General features: G+C 69.3%; 14 protein-coding genes and 1 pseudogene. 4 read left to right on the top strand and 11 right to left on the bottom strand.

Going from position 1 to position 13,120, the window contains the following annotated elements; genetic code table 11:
* Positions 1-84: 84 nt before the first annotated feature.
* The 3 genes from AB0M67_RS20140 to AB0M67_RS20130 all read right to left on the bottom strand — a co-directional run bounded on the left by AB0M67_RS20140 (position 85) and on the right by AB0M67_RS20130 (position 3,654).
* Positions 85-795 (bottom strand): transglycosylase SLT domain-containing protein, encoded by a 711-nt coding sequence (locus tag AB0M67_RS20140; protein WP_365747194.1) that lies wholly within the window; start codon positions 793-795, stop codon positions 85-87.
* Between the two features lie 388 nt (positions 796-1,183).
* Positions 1,184-2,518 carry a PhoH family protein gene (locus tag AB0M67_RS20135; protein ID WP_365747192.1) on the bottom strand — a complete coding sequence of 445 codons (1,335 nt, stop codon included), beginning with the start codon at positions 2,516-2,518 and terminating at the stop codon, positions 1,184-1,186.
* Between the two features lie 374 nt (positions 2,519-2,892).
* The gene (locus tag AB0M67_RS20130) at positions 2,893-3,654 is read right to left on the bottom strand and encodes an isoprenyl transferase (RefSeq protein WP_351421443.1); all 762 of its coding nucleotides are present in this window, start codon (positions 3,652-3,654) and stop codon (positions 2,893-2,895) included.
* A 149-nt stretch (positions 3,655-3,803) separates the two neighbouring features.
* On the opposite strand from AB0M67_RS20130, the gene mgrA reads away from it, so the two are divergent.
* Positions 3,804-4,841: an L-glyceraldehyde 3-phosphate reductase gene (gene mgrA / locus AB0M67_RS20125; protein WP_365747190.1), complete on the top strand. Its 1,038-nt coding sequence runs from the start codon at positions 3,804-3,806 to the stop codon at positions 4,839-4,841.
* A gap of 282 nt (positions 4,842-5,123) precedes the next feature.
* Here the strand turns inward: mgrA and AB0M67_RS20120 are convergent.
* Positions 5,124-5,243: pseudogene (locus AB0M67_RS20120) on the bottom strand (SAM-dependent methyltransferase); the annotation flags it as partial.
* A 53-nt stretch (positions 5,244-5,296) separates the two neighbouring features.
* Entirely contained in the window at positions 5,297-6,244 is a 948-nt protein-coding gene (locus tag AB0M67_RS20115; protein ID WP_365747189.1) for an A24 family peptidase, read from the bottom strand.
* Between the two features lie 125 nt (positions 6,245-6,369).
* Between AB0M67_RS20115 and AB0M67_RS20110 the strand changes: the two genes are divergently transcribed.
* Complete coding sequence (locus AB0M67_RS20110) at positions 6,370-6,741, top strand: DUF192 domain-containing protein (RefSeq protein ID WP_365747187.1); 372 nt, start codon at positions 6,370-6,372, stop codon at positions 6,739-6,741.
* A gap of 14 nt (positions 6,742-6,755) precedes the next feature.
* On the opposite strand, the gene AB0M67_RS20105 is transcribed toward AB0M67_RS20110, so the two are convergent.
* The 5 genes from AB0M67_RS20105 to AB0M67_RS20085 all read right to left on the bottom strand — a co-directional run bounded on the left by AB0M67_RS20105 (position 6,756) and on the right by AB0M67_RS20085 (position 11,260).
* The gene (locus AB0M67_RS20105; RefSeq protein WP_365747185.1) at positions 6,756-7,616 is read right to left on the bottom strand and encodes a hypothetical protein; all 861 of its coding nucleotides are present in this window, start codon (positions 7,614-7,616) and stop codon (positions 6,756-6,758) included.
* An 11-nt stretch (positions 7,617-7,627) separates the two neighbouring features.
* Positions 7,628-8,158, bottom strand: a complete 531-nt coding sequence (locus AB0M67_RS20100; protein ID WP_365747183.1) for a hypothetical protein — start codon at positions 8,156-8,158, stop codon at positions 7,628-7,630.
* A gap of 217 nt (positions 8,159-8,375) precedes the next feature.
* Positions 8,376-8,888 (bottom strand): hypothetical protein, encoded by a 513-nt coding sequence (locus AB0M67_RS20095; protein WP_365747182.1) that lies wholly within the window; start codon positions 8,886-8,888, stop codon positions 8,376-8,378.
* 34 nt (positions 8,889-8,922) lie between these two features.
* Entirely contained in the window at positions 8,923-10,506 is a 1,584-nt protein-coding gene (locus AB0M67_RS20090) for a polymorphic toxin-type HINT domain-containing protein (RefSeq protein ID WP_365747180.1), read from the bottom strand.
* A gap of 229 nt (positions 10,507-10,735) precedes the next feature.
* On the bottom strand, positions 10,736-11,260 hold the full coding sequence (locus AB0M67_RS20085; protein ID WP_365747178.1) for an ATP-binding protein: 525 nt from the start codon (positions 11,258-11,260) through the stop codon (positions 10,736-10,738).
* A gap of 264 nt (positions 11,261-11,524) precedes the next feature.
* Here AB0M67_RS20085 and AB0M67_RS20080 point away from each other — a divergent pair, with 264 nt between their 5' ends.
* Both AB0M67_RS20080 and AB0M67_RS20075 read left to right on the top strand, forming a co-directional pair.
* A complete protein-coding gene (locus AB0M67_RS20080; protein ID WP_365747177.1) occupies positions 11,525-12,376 on the top strand; it encodes a helix-turn-helix transcriptional regulator in 852 nt (283 codons plus the stop codon).
* Between the two features lie 9 nt (positions 12,377-12,385).
* The gene (locus AB0M67_RS20075) at positions 12,386-12,577 is read left to right on the top strand and encodes a hypothetical protein (RefSeq protein WP_365747175.1); all 192 of its coding nucleotides are present in this window, start codon (positions 12,386-12,388) and stop codon (positions 12,575-12,577) included.
* A 59-nt stretch (positions 12,578-12,636) separates the two neighbouring features.
* Here the strand turns inward: AB0M67_RS20075 and AB0M67_RS20070 are convergent, their stop codons facing one another.
* The gene (locus tag AB0M67_RS20070) at positions 12,637-13,050 is read right to left on the bottom strand and encodes a MerR family transcriptional regulator (RefSeq protein ID WP_365747173.1); all 414 of its coding nucleotides are present in this window, start codon (positions 13,048-13,050) and stop codon (positions 12,637-12,639) included.
* Positions 13,051-13,120 lie beyond the last annotated feature (70 nt).

The following is a 13,120-nucleotide window of genomic DNA, read 5'->3' as shown; positions in this document are numbered from 1 at the left end:
TAGGACGGCGGGGGGCTTCGTGAGGTTGAGCGCCTGCGGAACCGGTTTCGGCCGACTCACCCGGCCTGGTGCGCCGGGGGGTGCCTAGTACCAGTTGTTGGCCTGCCAGAACGACCAGGCGCCGCAGGGGCTGCCGTAACGGCCGTCCATGTAGTTCAGGCCCCACTTGATCTGGGTGGCCGGGTTGGTCTGCCAGTCGGCGCCGGCCGAGGACATCTTGGAGCCGGGCAGCGCCTGGACGAGACCGTAGGCACCGGAAGACGGGTTCTGCGCCTTGTAGTTCCAGGTGGACTCGTGGTTCACGATGTTGCTGAAGCACTGGAACTGGTCGGCGGGGACCATCTGCCGTGCGATCGCCTTGACCTCGGCGACGGTGTACGAGGACTGCGTGGTGAAGGAACCGGCGGAAGCCGTCTGGGTACGGGCCTCGTCACGGCTCGCGCGCTCCTTGGCCTCCTTCGCCTCGCGCTCGCGCTCGGCCGCGTCGTCGGCGGCCTCCTTCTTCGCCTTGGCGTCCTTGGCAGCCTGGATACGGGCCGCTTCCTCCGCCGACTTCTTCGCGGTCGCGTCGGCCGCGGCGGCCTGTACCTCGGCCTGCTGCGTCAGCGACGCGGTCTGCACCTGGGCCTGCTGGCCCGCGGGGATGTCAGCGAGGAGCGTCATGTCGGCTGCGGCCGTTTCGAAATTATCGTCCGAGACCTGGGGGTCGCCCGAGGCAACACCCACGACAGCGCCAACGGTGGTGACCGCAGTGGCAGATGCCACGGCGAATCCCCGGACCGAGATCCGGCTCACACGGTGTCCTTCCAGCAACATCCGCACACGTGACCTCGCGGACGCAATCGTGCCCCTGGCACTGGTCTCCGTACTGCGGGGTCACGGGAGACACGGGCCCGGTGGGCAACCCCCCTGCGGGGACTGCCGCGTGGTGCGCGGGCGACATGCGGCGGCAGTTGTTGAGTTGTGTGGTGCCACATCTCTGAAGATGCGCGTGTGCCGCATGCGGGGCCTGACGGAAGCAAGACTCTGCCGGAAGGTAACGGCGGGTGGCAATTCTTCGTTGGGTGGGAAAGCTCACACCTTGTTTGCCACAGGAGAATCACGGAAATAGCGGCGCGGCACAGCGCCGCCCGGCTAAGCTGCTTCGCTTTCGCCGGGCGGCGCCAAGTGTGGTGATACGGGGTTAGATCTGACCGTCCTCCAGCATTTCGGTCACGAGCGCGGCGATCGGTGAACGCTCGGAGCGCGTGAGCGTGACATGCGCGAAGAGCGGATGGCCTTTGAGCTTCTCGACGACAGCGACAATTCCGTCGAAACGCCCGACACGGAGATTGTCGCGCTGCGCGACGTCATGGGTGAGTACCACCCGGGAGTTGGCCCCGATACGGGACAGAACGGTCAGCAGTACGTTCCGTTCCAGGGACTGGGCCTCGTCGACGATGACGAACGCGTCGTGCAGGGACCTGCCGCGGATATGCGTGAGCGGCAGCACTTCGAGCATGCCGCGCCCCAGTACCTCCTCGATGACCTCACGGCCGGCGACCGCGGAGAGCGTGTCGAAGACGGCCTGCGCCCACGGACTCATCTTCTCGGCCTCGGTGCCGGGCAGATAGCCCAGTTCCTGTCCGCCGACCGCGTACAACGGCCGGAAGACCATCACCTTCTGATGCTGTCTGCGCTCCAGGACCGCTTCCAGCCCCGCGCAGAGGGCCAGCGCCGACTTGCCGGTACCCGCCCGGCCGCCCAAGGACACGATGCCGATGTCCTGGTCGAGAAGGAGATCGAGGGCGATGCGCTGCTCGGCGCTGCGGCCATGGATCCCGAAGGCCTCGCGGTCCCCGCGGACGAGCCGGACATGGCCCTCCGCGGTGATCCGGCCGAGCGCCTTGCCGCGCTCGGACTGGAGCACCAGACCCGTGTGCACGGGCAGGTCGCTCACCTCGGGTACATAGAGGGAGTCCTCGGTGAACAGAAGGTCCACCTGGTCCGCGGCGAGCGACAGCTCACTCATCCCCGTCCAGCCGGAGGAGCCGGCGGATTCGGTGATGGCGAGCTCGGCGCGGTACTCCTCGGCGAGCAGCCCGACCGATGACGCCTTGATACGGAGGGGCAGATCCTTGGAGACGACCGTCACGTCGTATCCCTCGGCCTGCAGATTGCGGGCCACCGCGAGAATCCGTGAGTCGTTGTCCCCCAGGCGGAAGCCGGCGGGCAGGATGCCGGGATCAGAGTGGTTGAGCTCGACGCGAAGCGTGCCTCCCAGGTCGCCCAGGGGGATGGGGGCGTCGAGACGGCCGAACCGGATGCGGAAGTCGTCGAGCAGGCGCAGCGCCTGCCGGGCGAAGTAGCCGAGCTCCGGATGGTGTCTCTTGGCCTCCAACTCCGTGATCACCACGATCGGGAGCACCACTTCGTGCTCGTCGAAGCGGGACATGGCGTTCGGATCGGCCAGCAGGACGCTGGTGTCGAGAACGTAGGTGCGCCTGTCGGGCATGCGGCGCTTTGTGCTGGTCACCACGGAAGGACGTACCCCCTCGGATGAGGTCGGGGTGCGACGGCGTCGCGGGCGGGTGGGCCGGGTCCTGACCCCATGCGCGGGCCGGACTCCGGCCCTCCATGTCGCCCGTACGACTCGACGCACGGTCGTCCTGGTGCAAAGGGCCTCCCGGGCGGACGGCCCCATGCCGTCCGCTGAGATCCGACGCCCACTGACTTGTTTTGGACGTCGACCTGGGGGAGGTATTCCCTCGAACACGCGCCGCCATGCCAGGGCGTAGGGCGGACGGTGGATGAACCGTGGGTGAAGCGGGCGGGCCGACCCGGCGGAATCGGCCGGGCACCGGGCGGCGCCACATGGTCGGCTCGCGGCGTCCTTACGGGAGAAGGGGGAGGTCAGGTCCCGTAGCGCCGGTGACGTGCGGCGTAATCGCGCAGGGCACGCAGAAAGTCGACTTTACGGAAGGCCGGCCAGAAGACTTCGCAGAAGTAGTACTCCGAATGGGCGCTCTGCCAGAGCATGAAGCCGGAGAGACGCTGTTCACCGCTGGTGCGGATGACCAGATCCGGGTCCGGCTGGCCGCGGGTGTAGAGATGGGACGAGATCAGATCGACGTCGACGATCTCGGCGAGGTCCTCGAATGAGGTGCCCTTGCTCGCGTGGTCCATCAGAAGGGAGCTGACCGCGTCCGCGATCTCCTGTCGGCCGCCGTAACCCACGGCGACATTGACGAGTATTCCCTCATTGCCGATGGTGGCCTGTTCGGCCTCCTTGAGAACGGTCTGCGTATGGGCGGGCAGCAGATCGAGCGTGCCGACGTGATGTACGCGCCAGCGGCCGTCGGCCGCCAGATCGCGGACCGCGTTCTCGACGATGCCGACGAGGGGGGTCAGCTCGTTCTCGGGGCGGTCGAGATTGTCCGTGGAGAGCAGCCACAGGGTGACCACCTCGACATTGGTCTCCGAGCACCAGCCGAGCAGCTCCTGGATCTTGTTGGCGCCGGCCTTGTGTCCTTGCTCGGCCGTGCCGCCGGCCGCCCGCGCCCAGCGACGGTTGCCATCGAGGATGACTCCGATGTGCTTGGGCACCTGGGTGTGGTCGAGACGGCCTTCCACCCGGCGTGCGTAGAGCCGATACACCAGGTCGCGCAGGTTCACTGAGTCCACCCTCTCGATTCCATGGGGACCGGCGCGTCCACTGACGGGATCCTGGGGCCGGCCCGGGGACCCCGAAGCCGTCACATTACTGCGCGGGCCCCACGGGGACCCAACCCGGTCTGTCACAAGTACGTGATAAGCAGAGAAGCGTGACTGATTTTCCCTCTTACCTCGCAGCCGACGACCGGTACGACTCCATGGAGTACCGGCGCAGCGGACGCAGTGGCCTGAAACTGCCCGCGATCTCGCTCGGCCTCTGGCACAACTTCGGCGACGACCGGACCCTCGATTCGCAGCGCGCGATCCTGCGCCGCGCCTTCGATCTCGGCATCACGCACTTCGATCTCGCGAACAACTACGGACCGCCCCCGGGATCGGCCGAGCTGAATTTCGGCAAGCTCTTCGCGCAGGACTTCGCGGCCTACCGGGATGAACTCATCATTTCGACCAAGGCCGGTTATTTGATGCATCCGGGCCCATACGGCGAATGGGGTTCCCGTAAGTATCTGCTGTCCTCGCTGGACGCGTCCCTGAAGCGGATGGGGCTCGACCACGTCGACATCTTCTACTCCCACCGATTCGACCCGAACACCCCGCTGGAAGAGACGATGGGGGCACTGGCCTCCGCCGTGCGGCAGGGCAAGGCGCTGTACGTCGGTGTGTCGTCGTACACCGCGGAGCAGACCGCCGAGGCGGCCGGGCTGCTCAAGGAGATGGGCGTGCCCGCGCTCATCCACCAGCCCTCGTACTCGATGATCAACCGCTGGACCGAGGACGACGGGCTGCTGGACACCCTGGAGGCGGCCGGGATGGGCTGTATCTCCTTCGTGCCGCTCGCCCAGGGGCTGCTGACGAACAAGTATCTGAAGGGCATCCCGGAGGGGTCGCGGGCCACCCAGGGCAAGTCCCTGGACCCGGACCTGCTGTCGGACGAGGTCATGCGGCGGCTGAACGGGCTGCACGAGATCGCTCAGCGGCGCGGTCAGTCGCTGGCGCAGCTGGCGCTGACGTGGGTGCTGCGTGATCCGCGGATGACGTCCGCGCTGATCGGGGCGTCGAGTACGAAGCAGTTGGAGGAGAACGTCGCGGCGCTGGCCGGGCCGGAGCTCACCACCGCGGAGCTGGCGGAGATCGACAGCTTCGCGGTGGACACGGCGGGCACGAACATCTGGGCCGGGCGGGGCTGACACCCAGGCTGTCCGGCTGTCCGGCTGTGAAAAGAAAACGGGCCGGTCCGTGGGGGGGGATACGGACCGGCCCGAGGGGGGGTTTCCACCATAACCCTTCATAACTCGTGGTGGGCGCCGCGACTGGCCGTGCCGACGCTTCGAAAACGGTGGTTGGCCGTGTGAGGCCCGTAGTACCAGGCATTTCGGGGGTTCCGGCGCTCGGAGTGGCGAGTAGATGCCACCCCGCGCCGTGACCCTCGGGAGCGACCCCCGCGTGGGAGCCGGCTTGACGTCGGGGTCTCAGCGGCCGGGGCCGGGCTTGACGGCCTCGATGAGGAAGCGCGTCGTGGTCGCCACGAAGGGCCCCTCGGCCTCGATACGGAGACGCAGCGCCGCGAGCCGGTCGCGGTACCGCTCGACGTCCAGCCAGGAGAAGTCCCAGCCGTCGACGGAGAGGTCCGTACGGCGGTCCGTCACGCGGCGGCGAGAGCGCCCAGGACGATACCGGCCAGCGCGCCGACGATCATGAAGGGGCCGAAGGGGAACGCGGACTTGCGCCCGGCCCTGCGCAGCAGAATGAGCCCGAACCCGTAGAGCGCGCCCAGCAGGAACCCGACGAAGGCCCCGACGAACAGCACCGTCCAGCCGTACCAGCCGAGCACGACGCCGAGCGAGAGCGCGAGCTTGACATCGCCGAAGCCCAGGCCGTTCGGGTTGATCAGGAACAGCACGAAGTAGCAGGCGCCGAGCGCGAGTCCGCCGAGCAGCGCGGTCGGCCACGAGCCACCGGGGCCCGTGCCGCCCTCTCCCCCGTCGGGGAGCAGCGCGGCCAGTCCCAGCAGTACGACGGCCGCCGCCGCGAGCGGCAGGGTCAGCTGGTCCGGCAGCCGGTGGACGGCACGGTCGACGAGGGTCAGCAGAACGGCGAAGGGCGCCAGCAGCAGCCATACGGCGAGTTCGGGGCGGGGGCCGGTGGCGGCGGCGAGGACCGCGCAGACGAGGGCGGTGAGGAGAGGTACGAGAAGGGCGGGCGCGTAACGGACGCCGGCACGGGAACCGGTGCGCGTGCGAGTGCGGGAACCGGTACGGGTACGGGTACGGGATTCGTCGGCCGCCGCACCGGCGGAACCGACCGCTGATCTGGTGTCGGCACCGGCGGCGGTGCGGCCGGTGCCGACGCCAGGGCTTTTGACGTCGGCACCGGAGCTCTCGGCCGTACCGGACGGCTCGGCCACCCCGCAGCTCGTGCACGTCGCGACGCCCAGCCACCCTCCGGCGGGGCCCGTGATCGGGTGTCCGGCCGGGCAGCTGTCCCGCCACGGGTCCTCCGGCTCGACGGAGAGCCGGTAGGCGGCACGCGGAAGGAGCAGTCCGGTGGCGGCGCCCCAGAGCACGGCGACGACGATCAGCGTGGCGTACACAGCACCGACCCTAGGGCCCCCGCCGGGCGCGGTCATGGGTCCAGGGGCCCACTCCCGGCGCCCCAGGACCCATCCTCGGCGGCCGGGGGCGCGCGGCCGGACTCCGGGCGCTACGGTCTACGGCCATGGGCACTTGGCGTAACGGCACAGGGCAGTTGACGGTCGCGGGGCAGGACGCTCCGGTGGAGCTGGAGATCGCCGCGTCGTACGGGACACGGCGGCGCGGGCTGCTCGGGCGCGACGGGACGGCGGGCGCGCTGCTGATCACCCCGTGCAACAGCGTGCACACGTTCAGGATGCGCTTCACCATCGATGTGGCGTATCTGGACAAGGAGTTGAACGTCATCGAGGTCCATACGCTGAAGCCGGGCCGGATGCCCCTGCCGCGCTGGCGGGCCCGCCATGTGCTGGAGGCGGAGGGCGGGGCGATGGAGCGGTGGGGGGTACGGCCCGGGGTGCGGCTGAGTGTGAGCGTCGGCGCGGAGGGCTCCGCGTAGGTGGGCTCGGTGGCCTATGTGAGCTTGGTGGCCTGGGCGGCGAGCAGGGCGGGCGGCATCGGCGGTGTCGCTCCGTTCTCGAAGTTCGCGGTGTAGAAGGTGGCCACCGTGCCGCCCACCCGTACGAGATGGAAGACGAGCGGGACGGGATCGCCCTCGAAGTCCCCCGTCAGCTGATAGGCGAGCGCGTCGTCGCCCGCCTTGACCGGGCTCAGCGGCTTGACGCCCGTGTACTTCGAGGGGCCGTCACCGCCGGAGGCGGTAAACCCGTCCGCACACGCCGTGACGGCCGCCCGCAACCGGTTGAGAAGGGTGCTCGCGTCCCGTACGCCGTGGGTGGTGAGGAATTCGGAGACGGCGGGGCGGTCGTTCTCGGGGCCGACGAGCTGGCGGTACGCGACGGCTTTCCCGAGCGGTTCCGGCTTGCCGTTGAGTACGGCGGTGAGAGGCAGGCACTCGCTCCGGTCGGCGGTCTCGCCCCGTGGCGGCGGGGCGTCCATCGGGCCGGACGTGAAGCCCGGCACATCGCCGTCGACGAGGATCGCCCGGTCCAACTCGCCCTGTGTGAGCACCTTTCCGTCGCTCGCTCCGACGCCGGTGAGATCAGGGCGGGGGGTCGCCGCGAGTGAGGGGGCGACCGCTGAGGAGGCAGTGGGCGGGGAGGCAGCGGGCGGGGAGGTCCGCGTCTCGTCGCCCGCTTCCTTCGCGTCGCCGTGCTCCCCGCCCCCGCAGGCGCCCATGAGCCCGAGCGCGAGCGCGGCGGTCACGGCGGCCAGGACCCCACGCCGTAATGTCCCCGGCGCGTCCTGCCCCGGCGCGTCCTGCCCCGGACCGGGGATGTCCCGCTCCCGCCTGCCTTCGGTGCGCGTGCTCATCCCGTCGCTCCTCACTGGGTCGTGTCGCTCGGCACGTTCATGGCGGCCTGCGCGCCGAGTGGTGTCACCTCGGCGCCGGGGAAGGCGGCCACCGCCGTCTCCACGGCGTTCACGGTGTACACCGGCCGCTCGTCGGCCGAGGCGACATCGGAGGCCGCTGCCAGCCGCGCCCGGGTCACCACCGTGGCGGGCGATCCGCCGGCCGGGGCGGCCAGCCAGTACGTCTCGGGGTCGGCGCCGGCGTCCGGATAGAGCACCGCGACCCCCGTACGGGCGGCGAAGGCCACGGCCAGCTCCGCCTCGGTCTCGGGCGCGCCGTACGCGGCGCTCGCGGGCTGCACCTGGACGTCCAGGCTCATCACCACATCGCCCCGCACCCGGTGGTGCGTACAGAGGACGAACGCCTCCCAGTCGCGTGCGGCCTGACTGTCCACCTCGGCGCACACATCCACCTGGCCGGGCCGCACCCCCGTCGCGTACGCCAGCGCGGCGACGAGCTCGGACGGTTCCAGCCGTTGGCTGATCAAGAAGTTGCAGAGCATGTGCACGTTCCCCCGTCGACGACTCCGGCGGCTCGCGCGTGGGCGTCCGGTTTCCCGTGTCCCGGGTCCGGACGTACGCGACTCCAGCGAGGGGGACGCTATGCGCTCCGGGGCACGGGGTCATGGGCCCTGGGACCCGGTACACGCGTGGGTCCGGGCCCAAACGCGCCTGCCTGCCAGCCTGTCCGCTCGGCTATCTGCCCGGCTGTCCGCTCGGCTAGCTGCCCGGCACGAGTGTGGTCTCGACTCCGCAGGCACCATCCCCGTACAACTCCACCCAGCACTTCTCCTGCGCCTCGTTGCCGAGCCGGATGCCGAACGTCCAGGTGGGGTCGAGGAAGAGCGTGTGACCGCCCTCGAAGTCCAGCGCGAGACATCTGCACTCCGCCCCACCGCCCGGATAGACCCGGAACCGCGTACAGCGCCACTCGCTCCTGCCGTCACCGAAGAGCTGTTCGCCGTAGGAGGCGACGATCACCTCGTCCTCGGCGTCGGTCAGTACCCCGATGTCCGCCCAACTGACGGCCGGGACCAGTGCGGAGTCCAGCCGGTCGTACTGGCCGGCGGACTCGAAACGCAGCAGTCCATCGTCCAGCCGCAGCCATACGACCATCGGCTGCGGCCGGAACTCCGGTACGTCGCCGTCCCGGTCGATCCAGCCCGGGACAAGCACATCGCGGACATGGTGGGCGCGGAGCGCCTCTTCGACCGCCCGCCACTGGCTGCTCATTCCGGCCCGGCCCCTTCGTCGCCTGCTGCTCTGCCTACTTCTTCTTCGGCACCTTCTGGGTGATCTCGATCGAGGTGTCGAGTCCTTCACCGCTCTTGAGCGCCGTCCAGAAGTCGCCGTTCTCCCGCAGGACGACCGTCACGCCCTTGCCACGATAGATCAGCCCCTCCGGCTCTCCCTTCTTCAACGTACCCTTCCCGACCAGCTCGAATGTGCCGTCCTCAATGGCTTTTCCGATGTCCTCGCGGAACCGGGGGCCGTCCTCCTTCAGCTTCTTGTACTTCGTACCGAGGGCGTCCTCGATGAGCTTCTTGTGCCGCAGGAAGTGATCCTTGAACTTCTTGGCGTCGCCCTCGCCGACGTTCGGCTTCCTGGCCGCCTCGACGTCCTCCGGGGACATGTCGCAGTCGTTGTTGTGGACGAGTGCGGCGGCCGAGCCGATCCCCACGTAGTAGGTGTGGATGCCCGCGACGGTCAGGTCGTACGTGGTCTGCCGCTGGGTGTAGCGGGCGACGGCGGTGACCGTACGCGTGGAGCCCGTCGGCGTGCGCAGTTCGTCGCCCAGCGAGAGGGTGCCGGCCTCCGCCCAACGGCGTTCATCGCTCAGCCAGAACGGGTGCGTGTCCGTGGCCGTGAGGCGGGCCGGCACGCCGCCGTCCTGGACGGTGAGCCGGGTGAAGTGCTTGTCGTCGTACGTGATGATGGTCCGCTGGACCGCACGGGGCTCCGTCACACCCGTGACCGGGTCGGTGGCGAGGACGTGGGTGCCCACGGGGATACGGTCGATGGCCCGTCGCGTGCCGTCGGCGAGAAGCACCGGCGTACCGGGCAGGAAGCTGTGCCGGACGGGGCACGTGGTGGGTTTCTTGTCCGGTGTCTCCTTGTCCCCGTCCTTGTCGCCCTCCTTGGGTTTGCCCTTGTTCTCCGCGTCGAGTTTCCGCTTCGCGTCCGCGAGTCTGTCCTCGGCCTCACTGACGCGTTTGCGGTTCTTGATCAGGCCCTTGATGCCGTCGTACAGATCGCCGCTGTGCTTCTTCAGCTTTCTGATCAGCTCGACGGCCTTCTTCCACTTCCACGGCGCCCCGTACTTCGCCGCGAGCTTGCCCACGGCGCCGCCGACGAGGCTGAGCAGCACGTTGACAAGCGTCTCCGTACAGGCGCCCATGTCGCCCTTGGTGACACAGTCCAGGGCGTCGGTGATCCCCAGCTCGTCGGCCAGGATCTTCGCCAGCTCCTTCGCGGCCTCCTTGGCCTTGTCGGAGTCGGCCCGCTCGGCGGCCTGGGCGTCCTGGAGTTCCTTGAGGGCGGCCTCGTAATCGATCTGGGTCCGCGGCTTCTCTCCACCGGTGTCGCCGGTGCCGCCGGTGTCGGAGGCGGGATCGCCCTGGTCCTCCGGGTTCGCGGCGGTATCTCCCCCTCCCCCGCCACCGCAATTGTCGCCACCGGTGATCCGGCACACCTGCGTGCTCAGTCCCTCGGCGATCGTCGGACCCACACCGGTCATCACCAACGTGGCGACGATCGCGGCGACGACCGCGACGAGGCCGACGTACTCGACGGCCCCCTGCCCCCGCTGCGCCCGGCGCAGCCCGAGCAGCCTGACGTCGGTACGCGGCACGAACCTCCGCGCGCGACGGCGGACACGACGAAAATGACGCACTACCCCCGATGGCGACATAGCACGAGGTTATCGGCGCGCGCCTCCCGGGTCTTGGGCCCGAGGACCCAACTCCGTACGAACCAGCTCGCGAAGTCGCGGAAGGGCGAGGCGGCGACGGCCAATGGGACCCCCTTCGGGGCCCGGGACCCACGGACAGGCCCCGGGCCCCCACCCGACGAAGACCGGTTCAGAGACGCTTCCCGCCCGCGTCGGGGCGCCGGCACGGCAGTACCGCCCACGACTTGACCCCCCGCTGCGGCGGCTCCGCCTCGGCCGTGCCCCACTCGCCCCCGCAGTCGCCGACGCATGCGGCGAGCAGCCAGAGCGCGCCCCGGCGGCGTTCCGCGCAGAGGCTCACGTCGTCGGGGTCGGTGTGGCGCGGGTGCTGGTCCCAGAGGACGAGGCGGAGGGTGCCCGCGCGGTAGCGGAGGAAGAGATAGACCTCCCGGTCCGGCGTCAGCTTGACCGCCGTACCGATCAGTTCTGTGGCGGCGAGGGCGGCCAGGTCCGCGTACGGGGCGAGCCCGTGCACGTCCAGCGCGGACCGGATCGCGGTACGCGCGGTGGACGCGCCATGCGGTTCGCCGGGAAGGGTGAAGCTGTAGGCCAGGCCCTCGGGACGGGGCGGCCGGTTGCGGTGGCGGCCGGCGAGGCCCGCGTTGGCGAGGACGGGTTGGGCCACCGGGCAGTGCGTGGCGCGCAGGAGCGGCATGGATGTCTCCCTCGGACGGGGCGAGTTGGGTCGTATTCCGCGACGCGGCTGAGCGGTGGCTTGTCTCCCTGACGCGGAACCGCCCCTCCCAGGGAAGGAGTTGCGGGCAGGACCGCGTGATGCACTTCCAACCCATTTGCGTGAGCGGTGCGTTACCGACTGTAGAGCATTCGGGAGTACGTGTACTACGCTCTGGATGGAACGCGTACGCACTCCACCGGCAGACTGAGATCACTCAGGCAGGAACGACCAGGAGGGGGCGATATGCCGCCGAGGAGTTCACCCACGGAGCGTCAACGCCGACTCGGCGCCGAATTGCGGAAGATGCGCCTGGCGGCGGGCATGTCCACGGAGTTCGCAGCCGGGCTGCTGGACGTTCCGCGCACCAACGTGCCCAACATGGAGTCCGGCCGCGCCGGGCTCAGCGTGCAGCGCGTACGTACGCTGTCCGGCAACTACGGGTGTGAGGACAAGGCCCTCGTTGACGCCCTCGCCTCCATGGCGATGGCCAAGGGCAAGGGGTGGTGGGAGTCGTACCGGGGCGTACTGCCGCAAGGGCTCCTGGACATCGCCGAGCTGGAGTGGCATGCCACGCGTCTGAGCACGCTCCAGACAGTTCATCTTCCGGGGCTGCTTCAGCTGAGCGATTACGCACGCGCCGTGTTCGCCGCCGTCCTCCCTCCGCTCCCCGCGTCCGACATCGAACTCCGTGTGGCCCACCGTCGTGAACGTCAGCGGGTGCTCGACCGGACCGACCCGCTGGGGTACGTCGGGTACGTACACGAAGCGGCGCTCCGGATGCTGTTCGGGGGCCGCCGGGCCACCCGCGAACAGCTTCGGCATCTGTGCACCATGTCCGAACGCGAGAACATCGAACTGCGCATACTGCCGGTTCAGGTCGGGGCCTTCCCGGGCGCGGGTCACGCCGTCCTCTACGCCGAGGGGCCGGTGCCGCAGCTGGACACCGTTCAGCTCGACTCGGCCCATGGTCCGGTGTTCAGCCACGCGGAGGCCGAACTCGCCAAATACCGCGCTCACTTCGCTTGGATGGAGGAGCACGCTCTGACCACCGAACAGTCGCGTGACTTCATCCATGGGATCGCACACGAGCTCTGAGAGGCCGACATGTCAGAGATCCACTGGGAAGACGCCTTCTGCGGCGAGGGCAACAACTGCTTCCGCATAGGCACGGACGAGGACGGCAACGGCTATATCTCCGTACTCGGCCAGGAGGACCACTACCTCACCGACAGTCGCGACGCCCTGCGCGAGCTGATCCGCGAGATCAAGGCCGGCAAGGCCGACCACCTGCTCTGAGCCTCCGAACGCGCACGCGGTGTGGGGGCGGGTCCACCGACCGGTTGTGGACCGCCCCCTCACCGCTGCACGGGCCCCGGTCCCACGCACTCGTGCCCGGGGTCCCCCGCGGCCACGATGTCCTCGTACACCCGCACCTTGTGGCTGATCAGGTCCATGCACTCGCCGAGCCGCGCGATCCGCTCCCCCACCAGCTTCTGGTGCCGGCGCATCAGCTCCAACCGCTCCGACTCGTTGCCCATGCCCTCCCGGACCAGCTCCGTGTAGCGCCGGATCTCCGGCAGCGGCATGCCCGATGCCCGCAGGAAGGTACACACGGTGAGCCAGTCGACGTGCTCCTGACCGTAGAGCCGCCGGCCGCCGGAATTTCGGCGCACGGGGGTGGTGAGGATGCCTTCGCGCTCGTAGAACCGCAGGGTGTGCACGCTGAGGCCCGTGCGCAGGGCCACGTCGCCGATGCTCAGTTCGGTCATACGAGCAGCATAGGAGGCTTGATCTAGAGCCGCCTCCAGCTCCTAGAGTCCGCCACGAACCCGGCGACAA

Origin of the sequence: Streptomyces sp. NPDC051662, from assembly GCF_040681655.1 — a bacterium.
Lineage (GTDB): Bacteria > Actinomycetota > Actinomycetes > Streptomycetales > Streptomycetaceae > Streptomyces.
The sequence above is the reverse complement of the archived record's forward strand: the minus strand, read 5'-3'. Positions and strand labels throughout refer to the sequence as shown.

Excerpts from the sequence above, each read along its gene's own strand:
- AB0M67_RS20110 (WP_365747187.1), top strand. The coding sequence starts at position 6,370 with ATGGGCACTTGGCGTAACGGCACAGGGCAGTTGACGGTCGCGGGGCAG.
- AB0M67_RS20105 (WP_365747185.1), bottom strand. The coding sequence starts at position 7,616 with ATGAGCACGCGCACCGAAGGCAGGCGGGAGCGGGACATCCCCGGTCCG.
- AB0M67_RS20100 (WP_365747183.1), bottom strand. The coding sequence starts at position 8,158 with ATGCTCTGCAACTTCTTGATCAGCCAACGGCTGGAACCGTCCGAGCTC.
- AB0M67_RS20095 (WP_365747182.1), bottom strand. The coding sequence starts at position 8,888 with ATGAGCAGCCAGTGGCGGGCGGTCGAAGAGGCGCTCCGCGCCCACCAT.
- AB0M67_RS20085 (WP_365747178.1), bottom strand. The coding sequence starts at position 11,260 with ATGCCGCTCCTGCGCGCCACGCACTGCCCGGTGGCCCAACCCGTCCTC.
- AB0M67_RS20080 (WP_365747177.1), top strand. The coding sequence starts at position 11,525 with ATGCCGCCGAGGAGTTCACCCACGGAGCGTCAACGCCGACTCGGCGCC.
- AB0M67_RS20075 (WP_365747175.1), top strand. The coding sequence starts at position 12,386 with ATGTCAGAGATCCACTGGGAAGACGCCTTCTGCGGCGAGGGCAACAAC.
- AB0M67_RS20070 (WP_365747173.1), bottom strand. The coding sequence starts at position 13,050 with ATGACCGAACTGAGCATCGGCGACGTGGCCCTGCGCACGGGCCTCAGC.